This is a genomic window from Streptomyces sp. WAC 01529, assembly GCF_003945545.1.
In the GTDB taxonomy this organism is placed as follows: Bacteria; Actinomycetota; Actinomycetes; order Streptomycetales; family Streptomycetaceae; genus Streptomyces; species Streptomyces anatolicus.
The window spans coordinates 3,626,109-3,642,529 of sequence record NZ_CP029617.1 but is presented as its reverse complement, the minus strand read 5'-3'; the positions used below and the strand labels follow the sequence as shown (position 1 = coordinate 3,642,529).

The following is a 16,421-nucleotide window of genomic DNA, read 5'->3' as shown; positions in this document are numbered from 1 at the left end:
GGACCCGAAGACCAGAAACCGGATCATGGCCGGTGTGCTCGTGATGATGTTCGTCGTGGTGGCGGTGGCGGCCGCGCTCGGCGGTTAGCCGACCGCGGACCGCCCCGCGTACCCAGAGGGGCTACCTCGGAGAGGGGTTGCCAAGGGGGTTACCAGGCGAAGGACTCCGGTGACGGGCCGGGCCCCGGGAAGATCTCGTCCAGGGAGTCGAGAAGCTCCGGGGAGAGTTCCAGCTCGACGGCGCGCAGCGCGGAGTCGAGCTGTTCGGCGGTGCGCGGTCCGACGATCGGCGCGGTGATGCCGGGGCGCGTCAGGAGCCAGGCCAGGGCGACCTCGCCGGGTTCGAGGCCGTGCTTGTCGAGCAGGTCCTCGTACGCCTGGACCTGCGCGCGCACCTCGGGCTTGGCCAGCTCCGCGGCGGCCCGGCCGCCACTGCGGCGCGCGCCCTCCTGCTTCTTCAGGGCGCCCCCGAGCAGGCCGCCGTGCAGCGGCGACCAGGGGATGACCCCGACGCCGTACTCCTGGGAGGCCGGGATGACCTCCGTCTCGGCGTCGCGCACGGCGAGGTTGTACAGGCACTGCTCGCTGACCAGGCCGTAGCTGCCGCGGCGGGCGGCGACCTCGTTGGCCTGGGCGATCTTGTAGCCGGGAAAGTTGGAGGAACCGGCGTAGAGGATCTTGCCCTGCTGGACCAGGACGTCGACGGCCTGCCAGATCTCCTCGATCGGTGTGTGCCGGTCGATGTGGTGGAACTGGTAGATGTCGATGTAGTCGGTCTGGAGGCGCTTGAGCGAGCCCTCGACGGCGCGGCGGATGTTGAGTGCGGAGAGCCGGTCGTGGTTGGGCCAGACGGGTTCGCCGTCGGCGGTCATGTTCCCGTACACCTTGGTGGCGAGCACGACCTTGTCGCGCCGCTCGCCGCCCTGGGCGAACCAGGTGCCGATGATCTCCTCGGTGCGGCCCTTGCCCGCGCTCTGGCCGTACACGTTGGCGGTGTCGAAGTAGTTGACGCCCGCGTCGAGCGCGGTGTCCATGAGCGAGTGGCTGTCGGGTTCGTTGGTGAACGGCCCGAAGTTCATGGTGCCGAGCGTGAGCCGGCTGACCTTGAGCCCTGTGCGTCCCAGCTGCGTGTACCTCATGAGGTCCTAGCCAAGGGGGTGGAGTGGGCTCTAGGCAAGGGGGTTCGGGTCAGTCGCGGCAGAAGTCGGAGGTGTCGAGGGTGAGGCCGAGGAAGGTGCGGGTCAGGTCGACCTTGTCGCCGAAGCCGACCTTCGTGTGGTCGTTGTAGTCGCCGTCGCCGGGCCGGGTGTAGACGTGACACTTGCCCTGGTAGGGATCGACGATGAGGTAGACGGCGACTCCGGCGGTGGCGTAACCGCTCTTCTTGGGGCCGTAGTCGTTCGAGTCCGTGCCCCGGGAGGTCACTTCGGCGACGAATGCGACGTCGCCGCAGAGGAACCCGCCCCGCTTCGTGCGTTCGGCGCCCTCGGCGACCAGGGCCACGTCACTGCAGAAGGCATTCAGCTCACCGGGATAGTCGATACGCACGTCGGACAGCAGGCGCTGACGCGGGTATTTGGTCCTCAACTGCTCCAGGATGCCCACGGTGATGTCCCAGTGGTTGGTCCGCTGCGGCGCCATGTAGACGACGCCCTCGATGATGTCGATCTTGTACCCCTCAACGAAGGGCCCCCGCTCAAGCGCCTCGAACATCTCGTCCAGACGCGCGGTGTTGCTGTCGGCCACCTTGATCCCGTCGTCCACAGGAGTCATCGTGGCGCTCCTCCCCGGCTGCCTCTTGGGACGGGCAACCGCGCAGTACAACGATACGCACGGCGGCAAGGTCACGTCCGCTCAAGAGCCGCCCAGCCACCCCGCCGCGTCGAGACGGAACGCCTCCGGCGGCACGACCGTGCGCAGGCCGGATTCGAGGTCGCGGAGGCGGTCGGCGCCGAGGGACGCCGCCCACTCCGCCCGCAGCTCGTCGAAGACGACCGCCGAGCGGCGCAGCGCGTCCACGCCGTGCGGGGTGACACGGACCAGCTTGCGGCGGGCGTCGGCGGGGTCGTCGGCGCGGGCCGCGTAGCCGAGGGCGACGAGCCGGTCGACCGTCTTGCCCGCGGCCTGCTTGGAGACGCCGAGGCGGCGGCCGATCTCGGTGGCGGTGGCGCCCCGGGCGCCGATGGCCTGGAGGGCGAAGCCGTGGGCGGGGCGGAGGTCGGGGTGGCCCTGGTGGGCGAGTTCGGCGTGCAGGCGGTCGATGAGGGAGCGGAAGCCGGCGAGGAGGAGGAAGGGGAGTTCGTATCCCCTGCCCTCGACTCCCTCCTCCCCGGTTCCGGGAATCCCCTTGCGCCTATCGTCAACCTGGTTTACCTTCTGTTCGTCAACCATGTTGTCGATAGTAGGGGGTACACCTTGTTCGCCGACCACACCGTGGAGACCGCACCGGCCGAGTCCCGCCCCGCCATGGAGCGGGTGACCCAGGCCTTCGGGCAGCTCCCGAACGCCGTCGCGCGGCTCGCCGAGTCTCCCGAACTCCTCAACAACTTCCTGGAGTTGAGCGCGGCCTTCGAGCGTACGACGCTGGAGCCCGTCGCCCGCGAGGTCGTCATCATGACGGTCGCCACCCGCAACGACTGCCACATCTGCGTCACCATGCACACCGGCAAGCTGCGCAAGCTGGGCGCGGGGACGGAGCCGATCGCGGCCCTGCGCGAGGAGCGGGAGCTGCCGGACGAACGGCTCGAAGCGGTACGGCAGTTCACGCTGACGGTGCTTGCCACGGCGGGCGGCGTCGGTGACGAGGACCTGAAGGCGTTCCTGTCCCACGGCTACACCGAGCGCAATGCCCTCGAAGTCGTCCTCGGCATCGGTACGTACACGATGTCGACGCTGGCGAACCGGCTGACGCGGGCGACCTGACCTAGCCGACCGGGCAGACCGGGTCTTGGTGCCGGTACCGTCAACGCCCTTACATCCAGGCGGGGTTGACCGACAATGGGGGCCTCGGCATGAGTCGGATGGCATGCCCATGACTCGGGGGTGGTGGCGTGGGGTCCGTGGACGTGGTCGCGGAAGCGGTGCGCGTGATGACGGGGTTCGCAGGGGGCGCGGCGGGCGCGGTGGGGGCGGAGGTGGGGCAGACCGTCTCCGATCTCGTACGGCAGCGCGTCGGCGGGGATCCCGCCGGGCGGGCGGCGCTGGACGTCGTGGAGGCGAGGCCGCAGGACCCGGAGGCGCTGGCCGCGCTGCGGGAAGCGGTGCGGGAGCGGGTCGCGGCGGACCCGGAGTTCGCCGCCCGGCTCGCGGAGGTGCTGGCGGGCCCGCCTCCGGCCGGCCCTCCACCGGCCGGGCCCCCTCGGGAGTACACGGGCAGCATCGTCATCGACGGCGGCGCGAAGGTGCGGGGCAGCACCCTTTCGCTGGGGCCGGTGACCTTCAACAACACCCCCGCGGGGCGCACGGCGCTGGTGGCGTGCCTGGCCGCCCTCGTCGCGCTCGCGGTCCTCGCGGTCTATGGCGGCACGCAGGCGTTCAGCGGTGACGACTCGCCGGGCGGCGGGGGCGGGGCGGCCGCGTCCGGGGTGGAGGCGGGTGACGCCGCGGTCGGCGGCGCGGGTACGGGTGCGGGGGGCGGGGAGTGGAAGCCGCAACCGCTCGCCGACGCCGACGCGGTCCTGCGGGTCCTGCCCGACACGACCAGTCTGGCGTCGGGCTGGACGATGAGCGGTCAGCCCACCGCGGACGTCTCCTCGCAGGACGACGGCTCGACGTACGAGGGCGAGGCCGCGTACCAGGGAAAGTACGGCATGGACACGGGGTTCCGTGTCCTCGCGTACCCGAGCACGGGCAAGGCCTCCGCCGCCTTCCGCGCGCAGAGCCGGAAGGCGGCCGAGGAGGGGGCGCGGCGGATGACGATGCCGGCGGTCGGCGACGAACTCGTCGCGTTCTCCCTGTCGGAGGGCGGCGGCGGGGGGTACGTCACCGAGACCACCCACTACACGGTGGTCCGCACCGGCACGGTGATCACCGTCGTCAGCGGCAAGGACAACGAGAGTCGCCGCTACGACAGCGACGACCTTCAGTCCGTCACCCAGCTGATGTCCGACCGCGCCCGCAGCGCACAATCGGGCTGAGCCCCAGGAAGGCGGTCCAGGCGCCGGGGGATACCGGCACGGGAGTCAGTACTGCTTCAGCTGCCCCGGCCGCTCAAAGTAGAAGCCCCTCGGCCCGCGTTGTTCTCCGTCCTCGACAGGCGGCCAAGATGCTGCCACGCCCTCAAGGAGCGAGCTCCCGTTGAGGACACGCTTGCCGTCGAACCAACGGCCCGTGAAGCCGAACATATGAGTTCCCCGGCCCAGCCCCAACAGCCCCGACGTGACGTGCGTCGCCGAGACGGGCACGCCGCCGGAGACCAACGGGAGAGACAGGAAGAGGTTCCTCTTCTCGCGTGCCGCGGGCCCGGTCCACAGGGCGACGGTGACTCTCGGCTCGTTCAGATCCGGGATACATCCGCGCACGTAGTACGGCTTGGCCACGGGAGTGGCCGTGTAGTGCCACAGCGCAGCCGCGAGGGCCCGCTGTGTGCGTCCGGCGGGCACCCGTCAGCCTCCCTGCGCCTTGATGTGTTCGATCACCTCGTTGAAGTCCTTGGTCGGCGAGAAGTCGACGTACTCGCAGTCCTCAAGGGCCACCGGGGCGTGGCCGGGCGGCCAGTAGAAGGCCTCGCCCGCCTCGTAGACCTCGTCGCCGTCCGGCGTCCGCATCTTCAGGCGCCCCTTGAAGAGATAGCCCCAGTGCGGGCACGGGCAGAGGTCACCGGCCAGCCCTTTGAGGGCCGGTCCCATGTCGGTGCCCTCGGGGAACCTCACGAAGGCGACCGACATGTCTCCGCCGATGTCCTGAAAGCGCAGCTCCACTCCGCCGTCCGCGATGGCGACCGGAGTGTCCTTCCGCGTGAGCGCTGTCATGGCTCCTCCCTGCTCAACCGCTGAGGGGTACGGAAAACCCTCTCCCTTCCAGCGTGGCCCCGGCTGCCGTGCCGTGCGCGCCGGGCGCCTTCCGGTACCGCCCCGGCGTGACGCCGAACGTCCGGGTGAACGCGTGCGAGAGGGCGTACGGCGAGCTGTAGCCGACCTGGCGGGCCACCGACTCCAGGGGGTGGGTCGTCTCGCGCAGGAGCGTGGCCGCCCGGGACATGCGCCACCAGGTGAGGTAGGTCATCGGGGCGCGGCCCACCAGGGCCGTGAAGCGGCGCGCGAGGGTGGCGCGGGAGACGCCCGTGCGGGAGGCCAGCAGGGCGTTGGTCCAGGGGGCTTCGGGGGCCGCGTGGAGGAGGCGCAGGGCCTCGGCGACCACCGGGTCGGCGAGCGCGGCGGGCCAGCCGGAGCCTGCCGCGTGGTCCGTGGCCCAGGCCCGCACCAGGTAGACGAGGAGCAGGTCCAGGAGGCCGGGGACGGCGACGTCCGCGCCGGGCAGGGCCGCGCCCGTCTCGCGGCCGAGCAGGCCGATCGCCGCCTGTAGCTCCGGGTGGTGCCCGGCGCGGCGGGGCAGGTGCACGGTCTCGGGGAGTTCGGCGAAGAGGGGGTGGGCGTGGGTGCGGTCGAAGCGGTACTTGCCGCAGAGCAATTCGGTGGCCCCGGCGCCCTGTTCGGGGTGCGTGGCGAGGGTCCGCGGGGCGCCGCCGTCCGTGTCGTGTCGCCAGCGCTCGAAGGGGACCGCCCGTGCGACGGTACGGGCGTCGGCGGGGGAGTCCGCGAGCACGTGCCCCGCGCCGCGCGGCAGCAGCACCGCGTCGCCCGCCGCGAGGGTGAGCGGGGCGCCGCCGCCGTCCGGCAGCAGCCAGCAGCCGCCCGCCAGGACCACGTGGAACCCCACGCCCTCGTACGCGGGCAGCCGGCAGCACCAGGAGCCGGAGACTCCGACGCGGTGGGCGTCGGGGCGCCCGATGCGCGCGGACGCGATGGCGTCGCTGACTACGTCCATGAAGGGCAGCGTAGGGCAGCGGCGGTGAGGCGTACGCGTATCCAGGTGAGCGGAGCAGGCATTGAGGCGCTCACCCGGCGCTCCCTACGGTCGTAGCCATGAACGTACCCATGAACGAACGCGCGAGCGGGAGCCTGGCCGGACCCGTCAACGGACCCATGATGCTCGGCGAGGTCGAGGTCCGCCGCGTCGTGGAGCTGGAGGCGCCCTTCCTCCCCGCCGCCGCGCTCGTGCCCGGCGTCCCCGAGCAGCGGTGGCGCGAGAACGCGGAGTGGCTCGCGCCCGACTTCTGGGACCCGGACAGCGGCAGGGTCATGGCCGCCGTGCAGACCTGGGTGCTCAGGAGCGAGGGGAAGACCGTCCTCGTCGACACCGGCGTCGGCAACGGCCGGGAGCGCCCGCACGCGCCGCACTTCGCGGACCTCGACACCGACTTCCTGGCCCGGCTCGCCGCCGCGGGGGTGCGCCCCGAGGACGTCGACGTCGTCGTCAACACCCACCTGCACGCGGACCACGTCGGCTGGAACACCCGGGACGAGGGCGGCAATTGGGTGCCCACCTTCCCCCACGCCACCTACCTCATGCCCGCCGCCGACCACGCCCACTTCGGGCCCCGGGGTGCCGACGAGGAGAGCCGCGACCCCGTCTTCGCGGACAGTGTCGCGCCGGTGGACAGGGCCGGGCAGACCCTGTTGTGGAGCGGTACGTACCGCATCGACAGTCATCTCACCCTGGAGGCCGCCCCCGGCCACACCCCGGGCTCGTCCGTCCTGCGCCTGGCCTCGGGCGCCGACCGGGCGGTCTTCGTCGGCGACCTCCTGCACACCCCGGTGCAGATCCTCGAACCCGGCCACAGCAGCTGCCTGTGCGTAGATCCGCAGGAGGCGGCCGCGACCCGGGTGCGGGTCCTCGGACGGGCCGCGGACGAGCGGGAGCTTGTCGTGCCCGCGCACTTCCGCGGGGCGGGCGCTGCCGAAGTGCGGCGCGAGGGCGCGAAGTTCGCGGTCAGCCGATGGGCTGCATGAGTTCCCGCGACCGCGTGCCCGGGGCGCCGATGCCCCACGCCTGCGCCATCGCCACCGCGAAGGCCCCGGCCAGCTTCTGCTCGCCGCTCGCGTTCGGGTGCGTGCCGTCGTAGGTGTCCGTGCCGATGTCGTACGACGGCGGGGGCGAGGCCAGGAGCAGCGGGGAGCCGCCCGTGTCCAGGTCGGCGACGGTCTTGGCGAGGAGTTCGTTGAAGCGGGCGACCTCGGCGGCGAACGGGGCGTCCGACGCCGCCCTGATGTTCGGGATGACGGGGAGCAGGACAAGCCGGATCCCCGGGTTCGCCGAGCGGGCCCCCGCGACGAACGCGCGCACGTTCGCGGCCGTCTGCTCCGCGTTCGTGTAGAAGCCGAGGTCTATCAGGCCCAGCGAGACCAGCAGGACGTCCGCGGGGTCGCGGGTCAGCGCGTCCGCGACGCGCGGCGCCATGTGCAGCCAGCCCTCGCCCCAGCCCGCGAGGTGGTGGCGGGGGAAGTCCGGGTCCGCGTCGGCGTAGTCGTGGGAGAGGGGTGCGCCCGCCGCCTGGTCGTAGAGGGTGCTGCGGGGCCCCACCACGGCGAAGCCCCCGTCGCCGAGGGTCTCGCGCAGGTGCTGCCACATCCGGTAGCGCCAGGTGTGTTCCCCGGCGCTCCCTATCGTCATCGAGTCGCCGACGAACATGAACCTCAGCATCCGCACATCATGGCCGATCACCCCCGCCACCTGCGATGTGAGGCTCAGCACGCCCCGCCCGCCGCGCGGATGGCACGCTTGGGCCCATGCGTTCGCCTCGGTCTTCTCCCCCCGTCCTCGCCGGTGCCGTGCTGCTCCTCGCCGCCGCGGGCTCCCTCACGACCGCCTCGGCCGACGGCCACGACGGATTCACCATCAAGGACCCGCGGATCGTCGAGTCCAGCGGCCTGGCCGCCTCCCGCGCCCACCCCGGCGTGTACTGGACGCACAACGACCAGGACAAGGGCGCCTATCTGTACGCCGTCGACTCCAGGACGGGCAAGACGGTCGCCACCGTCACCATGACCGGCGTCGGCGCGCCCCGCGACGTGGAGGCCATCTCGGTGGGCCCCGACGGCAACCTCTACGTCGGCGACATCGGCGACAACCTCGGCGGCACCTGGTCGAACGTATGGATCTACAAGCTGCCCGAGCCGAAGACGCTGAAGGACCAGACGGTCCGCGCCACGCAGTACGTCGTGAAGTACGCCGACGGGGCGCGGGACGCGGAGGCGCTGATGGTGCATCCGAAGACCGGGCGGATCTACATCGCCGACAAGAAGGAGGAGGGCGGCAGCCTCTACGAAGGGCCCGCCGAGATGTCCGCCTCCGGGACGAACGTCTTCAAGCGCGTCGCCGCCACCGACCTGTGGGTGACGGATGGCGCCTTCTCGCCCGACGGCCGGCAGCTCGCCCTGCGCGGATACTTCGGCGGGACCTCCTACGCCTGGAAGGGCGGAGGCAAGCCCGTGCGGGAGGGACGGCTGAGCGTGCCCATCCAGCGGCAGGGCGAGTCGGTGACGTACACCCCGGACGGCACGACCCTGATGTACGGCACCGAGGGCGCGCAGAGCGAGGTCACGCCCGTCGAGGTGCCCGGGAAGGGCGGCGGCGGGTCCGACTCGGCCTCGGGCGGCGGGAGTTCGGACAGCGGGGACGGAAAGCCCGGCGGGATCGACGACTTCAAGACAGCGGCGCTGGTGGGCGCCGCGGTGCTGCTTGCCTTCTTCGGGCTGAAGCGGTTGTTCCGCAAGCGTCGCTGAGTCCCGGCCCCCTTACGCTTCCTGCCCGCGCCGGGCGACCAGGACGTCAAGGCCGTCCAGGAGGCGCTGGAGACCGAACTCGAAGTGGTCGAAGTCCGGGCCGAACGCGTCCTCGGAGAGCGTGGCGAGCGACGGATAGCGGCCGCTCTTCATGACCTTCTCCAGGGTCGGCGTCTGCGCCTCCCAGAACGCCTGGTCGGAGAGGCCGGTCCGCTGCTCGGCCTCCATCTCGTGCACCTGGGTGCGGGCGGCCCCGGTGACGTACCCCTCCACCATCACGATGACGCCGATCAGTTCGGGGTCGGTGAGCCCCATCGGCTTGATGCGGGACAGGGTCCGGTCGAGGCCGCCGACCGCGCCGGGGCCGAGCACCGGACGGGCCTGGTTGACGTGGAGCAGCCAGGGGTGGCGGCGGTAGACGACCAGGGTCTCGCGGGCGTACGTCTCCACGGCCTCGCGCCAGCCGCCGGTCCAGGGGGCCTCGTCCTCCGGCGGTGTGTAGACGCGGTCGAGCATCAGGTCCACCAGATTGCCCTTGCCGGGGAGGTAGCGGTACAGGGACATCGTGCCCGTGCCCAGCTCCGTGGCGAGGCGGCGCATGGAGACCGCCGAGATGCCCTCGGCGTCGGCGAGGCGCAGCGCCTCGGTGACGATCCGGTCCAGGGTGAGGGCCGGCTTGGGCCCGCGCGCCGGGCGCCCGCCCCCTTCCCAGAGCAGCTCCAGGCTGCGGGTGATGTCGCTGCCGGTGCGCCGGTCGTCGCCGCCGTTCTTGCTCGTCATGGCCCTCACCCTAATCGCCCGCACGGAAACTGGGTACGGCGTACCCACGAAATTGGGTACGGTGTACCCGTAACTACTGGGTACGGTGTACTCTCAATTGAGTACGGCGTACCCAGAGGGCGCGCGACGAGGACCTGGAGGGGCGGGCATGAACGGGAACGGCTTCGCGGTACGGGCCGAAGGGCTCCAGAAGAGGTACGGCGAGAAGTACGCGCTGGACGGCTTCGACCTGCACGTGCGGCAGGGCACGGTGCACGGCCTGCTCGGACCCAACGGCGCGGGCAAGACCACCGCCGTACGGATCCTCTCCACGCTCATACGGCTCGACGGCGGCCGCGCGGAGGTGGCGGGCGCCGACGTGGTGCGCGAACCCGCCCTGGTGCGCGGCCGGATCGGCCTCACCGGGCAGTACGCGGCGGTCGACGAGATCCTCACCGGCCGGCAGAACCTGGAGATGTTCGGCCGCCTCTTCCACCTGGGCGCCAAGCGCGCCGCCCGGCGCGCCCAGGAACTCCTGGAGCAGTTCCACCTGGAGGACGCGGCGGAGAAGGGCGCCGGTCAGTACAGCGGCGGCATGCGGCGCCGCCTCGACCTCGCCGCCTCGATGATCCTCGCGCCCGCCGTGCTCTTCCTCGACGAGCCGACCACCGGCCTCGACCCGCGCAGCCGCCTCGAAGTGTGGGACGCCGTAAGGGAGTTGGTCGCGGGCGGTACGACCGTGCTGCTCACCACGCAGTATCTGGAGGAGGCCGACCGGCTCGCCTCCCGCATCACCGTCATCGACCGGGGCCGCGCCATCGCCGACGACACCCCCGACGGCCTGAAGAACACCGTGGGCGGCAGCCATCTCGACGTCGTGGTCCGCGACCCCGCCGACCTGCCCGCCGCCGTCAAGGCCGTCACCCGGGTCTGCGCCGGCGAACCGCTCGTCATCGACGTGGAGCGGCGCGTGCAGGCCTCCGTCACCGACCGGGTCGCCGCCCTCACGGACGTGGCGCGCACCCTCCAGGACGAGGGCGTCGCGGTCGAGGACATCGGACTGCGCAGGCCGAGCCTGGACGACGTGTTCCTGCGGCTGACCGGCCAGACCTCCGAGACCCCCGCCCCCCTCGCCGACCTGGAGAAGGAGATCGCGGCATGAGCGTCGCCCTCACCGCCGACACCTCGCACGGACGGCTCTTCTGGGCCTTCGCCGACTGCTGGAACGTCACCCGCCGCTACCTCACGCACTTCCTGCGCCAGCCCGTCACCATCGCCTGGCAGCTGGGCTTCCCCATCATCTCCGTACTCCTGTACGGCTTCGTCTTCGGCGAGGCGATGAAGGTGCCCGGGGGCGGGGACGACGGCGACTACAAGCAGTTCCTGATGCCCGGCATGTTCGTGATGACCATGGCCTTCGGCTTCATGAACACCGCCATGGCCGTGGTCACCGACGCCTCCAAGGGCGTCATCGACCGCTTCCGCTCGATGCCGATGGCCCCCTCGGCGGTGGCGTCGGGGCGGGGCGTCGCCGACCTCATCGTGGCCTGCGCGGAGCTGACCATCCTCGCGCTGACCGCCCTCGCCATCGGCTGGCGCTCCAGCGCGGGGCTCCTGGACACGGTCCTCGCCTTCGCGCTGCTGCTGTTCCTGCGGTTCAGCCTGATCTGGGTGGGCGTCTTCCTCGGCCTGGTCGTGCCGACGCCGGAGGCCGCGGGCGGGCTCTACGCGGTCGCGTTCCCGCTCACGATGATCTCCAGCGTCTTCGTGGCGCCGTCGCTGATGCCGGACTGGCTGGCGCCGATCGCGGCGTGGAACCCCGTCTCGTCGACGGGTACGGCCATCCGAGAACTCTTCGGCAACCCCGGCGCGGGCGGCTCCAGCTGGGTGGAGCAGCACGCGGTCCTGATGGCGGTGGTCTGGCCGATCGTGATCTCGCTGCTGTTCCTGCCCCTGGCGGTACGAAAGTTCAAGCAGCTGAGCCGATAGAGCCCCGGGGGGGGGGGGGGGGGGGGGGGGGGGCTGCGCCCCGTAAGGGGCGCGGGGAACTGCGCGACCAGCCACGACGCACCCGCAGGTGGCTGGTCGCGCAGCGAGGTACTAGAGCTTCTCGATGACGTAGTCGACGCAGCGGGTCAGCGCCTCGACGTCCGCCGGGTCGATCGCCGGGAACATCGCAACCCGCAGCTGATTACGCCCCAGCTTCCGATAAGGCTCCGTGTCCACAATGCCGTTGGCGCGCAGAGCCTTAGCAACGGCCGCCGCGTCAACCTCTTCGGAGAAGTCAATCGTGCCGATGACCTGAGACCGCTTGCCAGGATCCGTGACAAACGGCGTCGCGTACTTGGACTCGTCGGCCCAGCCGTACAGCGCCTTGGAGGACGCCGCCGTACGCCCGGTCGTGAACTCCAGGCCGCCCTGCGAGTTCATCCACTCCAGCTGCTCGCCGAGCAGGAAGAGCGTGGCGAGCGCCGGGGTGTTGTACGTCTGGTTCTTGCGGGAGTTGTCGATAGCCGTCGGCAGGCTGAAGAACTCCGGCACATGCCGGCCGGACGCGTGGATCCGCTCGGCGCGCTCGATCGCCGCCGGGGAGAACACGCCGATCCACAGGCCGCCGTCCGAGGCGAACGACTTCTGCGGGGCGAAGTAGTAGACGTCCGTCTCGGCGATGTCGACCGGCAGGCCGCCCGCGCCGGACGTGGCGTCCACCAGGACGAGGGCACCGTCGTCCGCGCCCGCGACGCGCTTGATGGGAGCGGCGACACCGGTCGAGGTCTCGTTGTGGGTGAAGGCGTAGACGTCGACGCCCGCCTCCGCCTCGGGGTCCGGGTGCGTGCCCGGGTCGCTCGTGATCACGGTGGGCTCGGCCAGCCACGGGGCGAGCTTGGCCGCCTTCGCGAACTTGGACGAGAACTCACCGAAGCTCAGGTGCTGCGACTTGTTCTCGATCAGGCCGTGCGTCGCCACGTCCCAGAACGCGGTCGAGCCGCCGTTGCCGAGGACGACCTCGTATCCCTCGGGGAGGGAGAAGAGGTCCTTCACGCCCTCGCGCACGCGGCCCACCAGGTTCTTGACCGGGGCCTGGCGGTGGGACGTACCGAGGAGGGAGGTGCCGGTGGCGGCCAGGGCCTCCAGCGCCTCCGTACGCACCTTGGAGGGGCCCGCGCCGAAACGGCCGTCGGCGGGCTTCATGTCAGCGGGAATCTGGATCTCAGCCACGGGGGGAGCCTAGCGGCTCAGGGCGCGGGGTTCCTCTGGTGTCCGGCCGCTGAGATCCACTGCCCCTTGGTGTCGACGCCGCGGGGCTCCGCCCCGGACCCCGCTCCTCAAACGCCGGAGGGGCTGAATTTTGGTCGCTCGCTCCTCGAATGCCGCAGAGGCTGGATTTGGCCGCTCGCTCCTCAAACGCCGGAAAAGCTGTAATTGAGCCGCACCGGCAGCTCGTAGAGGTCGTTCTGGGTGACCACCGGCTTGTGTCGGAGTTCCGAGCGGGGGACCGCCAGCGTCAGGTCCGGGAAGCGGTCGTACAGGGCCGGGAGCGCCACCCCCGCCTCCAGGCGGGAGAGCGCCGCGCCGGGGCAGACGTGCGGGCCGTGGCCGAAGGAGATGTGGCGCGTGGCGGACGTACGCGTGATGTCGAACGAGGCCGCCGTCGGGCCGTGCGCCGCCTCGTCGCGGCCTATCGCCCCGTACGACACGATCAGCGCGTCACCCTCGCGGATCACCTTCTCCCCGACCGGGACGTCCTCCGCCGCGAAGCGGATCAGGACGTGCGAGGTCGGCGTGGAGTAGCGCAGGGTCTCCTCGATCACCGCGTCCCAGCCGACCTGGCCGGAGAGGACCATCGCGCGCTGCTCGGGGTGGGCGCAGAGGTTCACGACGGCGTTGACGATGAGGGAGATCGTCGTCTCGTGGCCCGCCGCCACCATCAGCTGGAGGGTGGAGACGATCTCCTCGTCCGTGAGGTGATCGCCGTTCTCCGAGGCCTGGATCAGCGCGCTGGTGAGGTCGTCGCCGGGCTCCGCGCGGCGGGCCGCCACGATCTTGCCCATCATCGCGGCGAGTTCGCCGAGCGTCGCGACGACCTCCTCCGGCGGGGTCTGCGTGGAGAAGAACTTGTCGAACAGGACCTTCAGGCGCGGATGGTCCGCCGCGTCGATGCCCATCAGGTCGCTGATGACGTACATGGGCAGGGGGTACGCGAACTCCGCCTTCAGGTCCACCACTTCGGAGGCGGGCAGCTTGTCGAGCAGGCCGTGCGTCAGCTCCGTGATGCGGCCGCGCAGCCGCTCCACCCGGCGCGGGGTGAGGGCCTGCGCCACCAGCGACCGCATCCGGCGGTGCTCCTCGCCGTCGACCGTCAGCATGGAGCGGCCAGGGTTGGCGAGGCCGATCAGCGGCCAGTCGGCGGGTATCTCGCCGCGCCGCCACGCGCCCCAGACCTCGATGTCCTTCACCAGCCGCTTGTCCGTGAGGAGCCGGCGGGCCTCGGCGTGGTGCGTGACCGCCCACACCGGCACCCCGCCGGGCAGCTCCGCCTCGGCGAGGGGGCCCGCCGCGAGCAGCCGGGCGCTCTCCCCGTCCAGGTCGGTGACGAAGGGGTCCAGGGCGATACGCGTCATCTGACTTCTCCAAACGCTGAGGTCGGGGTCGGGGTGAAGCGCACCGGCAGGTCGGTCAGGCCGCGCAGCCAGGGCGACGGGCGGCGGGTGAGGTCCGCCGCCGGTACGGCGAGGTCGAGGTCGGGCAGCCGGTCGAGGAGCACCTCGATGCCGGTCCGCGCGATGACCTCGGCGACCTCCTGGGCGGGGAAGGGGCAGCGGTGCTCGCCGTGTCCGAACGCGAAGTGGGCGCTGTTGCCGCCGGTCAGGGCGGAGCCGTCGGTGCGGACCTGAGGGTCGGCGTTGGCGGCGCCGAGGCCGAGCAGCAGCAGGTCACCGGCGTTGATGTGGCGTCCGCCGAGGCGGGTGTCGCGCGAGGCCCAGCGGCCGGCGACGTTCTGGGTGGGGGTGTCCTCCCACAGGACCTCGTTCATGGCCTCGGCGACGCTGTGCCTGCCGCCGAAGAGGGAGGCGGCGAAGCGGTCGTCGGTGAGCATCAGCCGCAGCGAGTTGCCGATCCAGTCGGCGGTCGGCTGGTGGCCCGCGGCCATCATCACCATCAGGTCCTGGGCGATCTCCTCGTCGGAGAAGCCGTCCTCCGCCTCCGCCCGCTGCGTCTCCAGCATGGAGGAGACGACGTCGGGGCCCGGCGTCTCGTGCTTGCCGGTGATGAGCGCCATCATCGAGGTCGCCAGGTGCTGCTGGCCCGCAAGCGCCCGCTCGCGGCCGTCGATCATGTCGTTCATGGCGGTGACGAGGCCGGGGCCCTGCTCGTCGGAGAAGCCGTAGATACGGGCGAGGACCCGTACCGGGAGCAGCATCGCGTACTCGGCGATGATGTCCGTGGTGCCCACGCCGCAGAACCGGTCGATCAGCTCGTCCGCGAACTGCTCGGCGTGTGCCTTGAGTTCGAAGGGGTCGACCGCTTCGAGGGCGTGCGCGATCATCGCGGCGCGCCGGGTGTGCCGCTCGCCGACCGTGTAGAGGATCGACGGCTGCTTGTGGCCGATCATCGGGAGCAGCGGCCAGTCGGCGGGGATGTTCGGCCACTGGTTCCACAGCTCGGAGTCGCGGCTGAACAGCACGGGGTCGCCGGTGACCTGGTGCAGCTCGCGGTAGCCGAGCACCAGCCAGGCGGGTACGTCCCCGTCGAGCAGTACCGGCGCGACGGGACCGTGGTCGCGGCGCATCTCCCGGTAGAGCTGGGCGGGTTCGGTGGCGAAGCGGGGGCCGGAGAGCGGGACGGGACCGGGGGCGGCGCCGGTCACGGGGCAGGTCACTGGGCGTTCTCCTGAGGGGCGTTCAGCTGAGCGACGTACAACGTCTTCAGGTGTTCGACGAGCGTGATCAGTACGTCCTTGCTGGACTGGCGGGAGCGCGCGTCGCAGTCGACGAGGGGCACCCCGGGATCGAGGTCGAGCGCCTCGCGCAGCTGTTCGGTGGTGGGCGAGGGCCCGCCGAAGTCGTTGCGGGCCACGATGAACGGCGTGCCGTGGTGCTCCAGGCGGTCGATCGCGTACCAGGAGTCCTCTAGGCGGCGGGTGTCGACGAGGACGACCGCGCCGAGCGTGCCGGAGAAGAGGCGGTCCCACAGGAACCAGAAGCGTTCCTGGCCCGGCGCGCCGAAGAGGTAGAGCACGTTGCGCGCGTCCAGCGTGATGCGGCCGAAGTCGAAGGCGACCGTCGTGGACGTCTTGCCGCTGAGCCCTTCGAGGCCGCCGGTCTCGTCGATGCCCTTGCCCGCCTGCGTCATCGTCTCCTCGGTGTTGAGGGGACGTATCTCGCTGACGGAGCGGACCAGCGTGGTCTTGCCGACGCCGAAGCCGCCGACCACGACGATCTTCAGGCCGTTGTCGGCGGTCGCGGTCAGCTCTCTTCGGCCGGCGCCGGACGGCTCGCGTTCGCCGGCCGGCCTACGTTCAGAGATTGCGGAGTCCAACGAGCACCTGCTCCAGGAGTTCGGAATCGGGAAGGCTGTGGGTGGGGCCCGACCGGGGGTGGCGGGCGCTGATCCGGCCCGCGTCGAGCAGGTCGGAGAGCAGGATGCGGGTGATGCTCACCGGCAGGCCGAGGTCGGCGGCGATCTCCACGACGGCGGTCGGCAGCTCGCACATCCGCAGGATCGCGGCGTGCTCGGACTGCATGCCGGGCTGCGGGCCGGACTCGGCGACGATGAGGGTCACCAGGTCGAAGGGGGCGTCGGGCGCCGACCGGCTGCGTCCTCCGGTGAGGGTGTACAGCCGGTCGGGGGAGTCGTCCCGGCCGGGGCGGCTCACGC

19 protein-coding genes are annotated in these 16,421 nt (G+C 71.4%); 6 read left to right on the top strand and 13 right to left on the bottom strand.

Annotation, left to right across the window (positions count from 1 at the left end; all coding sequences use genetic code 11):
* Positions 1–149: 149 nt before the first annotated feature.
* The 3 genes from DMA15_RS16190 to DMA15_RS16180 all read right to left on the bottom strand — a co-directional run bounded on the left by DMA15_RS16190 (position 150) and on the right by DMA15_RS16180 (position 2,391).
* Positions 150–1,139, bottom strand: coding sequence for an aldo/keto reductase (locus tag DMA15_RS16190; RefSeq protein ID WP_125513476.1), 990 nt, complete (start codon positions 1,137–1,139; stop codon positions 150–152).
* 49 nt (positions 1,140–1,188) lie between these two features.
* Entirely contained in the window at positions 1,189–1,773 is a 585-nt protein-coding gene (locus tag DMA15_RS16185; protein ID WP_125513474.1) for a Uma2 family endonuclease, read from the bottom strand.
* An 81-nt stretch (positions 1,774–1,854) separates the two neighbouring features.
* Positions 1,855–2,391 (bottom strand): MarR family winged helix-turn-helix transcriptional regulator, encoded by a 537-nt coding sequence (locus tag DMA15_RS16180; protein ID WP_125513472.1) that lies wholly within the window; start codon positions 2,389–2,391, stop codon positions 1,855–1,857.
* Positions 2,392–2,415: 24 nt separating this feature from the next.
* Between DMA15_RS16180 and DMA15_RS16175 the strand changes: the two genes are divergently transcribed.
* Together DMA15_RS16175 and DMA15_RS16170 are read left to right on the top strand one after the other, a co-directional pair.
* Positions 2,416–2,922, top strand: coding sequence for a carboxymuconolactone decarboxylase family protein (locus DMA15_RS16175; RefSeq protein ID WP_125513470.1), 507 nt, complete (start codon positions 2,416–2,418; stop codon positions 2,920–2,922).
* Between the two features lie 128 nt (positions 2,923–3,050).
* The gene (locus DMA15_RS16170) at positions 3,051–4,136 is read left to right on the top strand and encodes a hypothetical protein (protein ID WP_125513468.1); all 1,086 of its coding nucleotides are present in this window, start codon (positions 3,051–3,053) and stop codon (positions 4,134–4,136) included.
* A gap of 45 nt (positions 4,137–4,181) precedes the next feature.
* On the opposite strand, the gene DMA15_RS16165 is transcribed toward DMA15_RS16170, so the two are convergent.
* Genes DMA15_RS16165 through DMA15_RS16155 form a run of 3 tightly spaced genes read right to left on the bottom strand, consistent with a single transcriptional unit; the run spans position 4,182 to position 5,985 of the window.
* Entirely contained in the window at positions 4,182–4,601 is a 420-nt protein-coding gene (locus DMA15_RS16165) for a hypothetical protein (RefSeq protein ID WP_125513466.1), read from the bottom strand.
* Positions 4,602–4,604: 3 nt separating this feature from the next.
* Entirely contained in the window at positions 4,605–4,970 is a 366-nt protein-coding gene (locus tag DMA15_RS16160) for a hypothetical protein (RefSeq protein WP_125513465.1), read from the bottom strand.
* Positions 4,971–4,983: 13 nt separating this feature from the next.
* On the bottom strand, positions 4,984–5,985 hold the full coding sequence (locus DMA15_RS16155; RefSeq protein ID WP_125513463.1) for an AraC family transcriptional regulator: 1,002 nt from the start codon (positions 5,983–5,985) through the stop codon (positions 4,984–4,986).
* A gap of 98 nt (positions 5,986–6,083) precedes the next feature.
* Here DMA15_RS16155 and DMA15_RS16150 point away from each other — a divergent pair, with 98 nt between their 5' ends.
* On the top strand, positions 6,084–7,010 hold the full coding sequence (locus DMA15_RS16150; protein ID WP_240659822.1) for an MBL fold metallo-hydrolase: 927 nt from the start codon (positions 6,084–6,086) through the stop codon (positions 7,008–7,010).
* Here the strand turns inward: DMA15_RS16150 and DMA15_RS16145 are convergent.
* Positions 6,991–7,701: a GDSL-type esterase/lipase family protein gene (locus tag DMA15_RS16145; RefSeq protein ID WP_125517818.1), complete on the bottom strand. Its 711-nt coding sequence runs from the start codon at positions 7,699–7,701 to the stop codon at positions 6,991–6,993. The two genes, DMA15_RS16150 and DMA15_RS16145, sit on opposite strands and share 20 nt — an antisense overlap.
* Before the next feature lie 86 nt (positions 7,702–7,787).
* On the opposite strand from DMA15_RS16145, the gene DMA15_RS16140 reads away from it, so the two are divergent.
* On the top strand, positions 7,788–8,783 hold the full coding sequence (locus DMA15_RS16140; RefSeq protein ID WP_125513461.1) for a WD40 repeat domain-containing protein: 996 nt from the start codon (positions 7,788–7,790) through the stop codon (positions 8,781–8,783).
* Positions 8,784–8,795: 12 nt separating this feature from the next.
* On the opposite strand, the gene DMA15_RS16135 is transcribed toward DMA15_RS16140, so the two are convergent.
* Positions 8,796–9,563, bottom strand: coding sequence for a TetR/AcrR family transcriptional regulator (locus DMA15_RS16135; protein ID WP_125513459.1), 768 nt, complete (start codon positions 9,561–9,563; stop codon positions 8,796–8,798).
* Between the two features lie 148 nt (positions 9,564–9,711).
* Between DMA15_RS16135 and DMA15_RS16130 the strand changes: the two genes are divergently transcribed.
* Together DMA15_RS16130 and DMA15_RS16125 are read left to right on the top strand one after the other, a co-directional pair.
* A complete protein-coding gene (locus DMA15_RS16130; RefSeq protein WP_125513457.1) occupies positions 9,712–10,704 on the top strand; it encodes an ATP-binding cassette domain-containing protein in 993 nt (330 codons plus the stop codon).
* On the top strand, positions 10,701–11,531 hold the full coding sequence (locus DMA15_RS16125; protein ID WP_125513456.1) for an ABC transporter permease: 831 nt from the start codon (positions 10,701–10,703) through the stop codon (positions 11,529–11,531). Before DMA15_RS16130 ends, DMA15_RS16125 begins: the two co-directional genes overlap by 4 nt.
* Positions 11,532–11,642: 111 nt before the next feature.
* On the opposite strand, the gene serC is transcribed toward DMA15_RS16125, so the two are convergent.
* From serC to DMA15_RS16100, 5 genes are all read right to left on the bottom strand, one after another.
* A complete protein-coding gene (gene serC, locus DMA15_RS16120; protein ID WP_125513455.1) occupies positions 11,643–12,761 on the bottom strand; it encodes a phosphoserine transaminase in 1,119 nt (372 codons plus the stop codon).
* A 182-nt stretch (positions 12,762–12,943) separates the two neighbouring features.
* Positions 12,944–14,164 (bottom strand): cytochrome P450, encoded by a 1,221-nt coding sequence (locus DMA15_RS16115; RefSeq protein ID WP_125513453.1) that lies wholly within the window; start codon positions 14,162–14,164, stop codon positions 12,944–12,946.
* Complete coding sequence (locus DMA15_RS16110) at positions 14,161–15,423, bottom strand: cytochrome P450 (protein WP_240659821.1); 1,263 nt, start codon at positions 15,421–15,423, stop codon at positions 14,161–14,163. Before DMA15_RS16110 ends, DMA15_RS16115 begins: the two co-directional genes overlap by 4 nt.
* Positions 15,420–16,013 (bottom strand): ATP/GTP-binding protein, encoded by a 594-nt coding sequence (locus tag DMA15_RS16105; RefSeq protein WP_125517816.1) that lies wholly within the window; start codon positions 16,011–16,013, stop codon positions 15,420–15,422. Before DMA15_RS16105 ends, DMA15_RS16110 begins: the two co-directional genes overlap by 4 nt.
* 49 nt (positions 16,014–16,062) lie before the next feature.
* On the bottom strand, positions 16,063–16,419 hold the full coding sequence (locus DMA15_RS16100) for a DUF742 domain-containing protein (protein WP_125517815.1): 357 nt from the start codon (positions 16,417–16,419) through the stop codon (positions 16,063–16,065).
* Between the last annotated feature and the right edge of the window lie 2 nt (positions 16,420–16,421).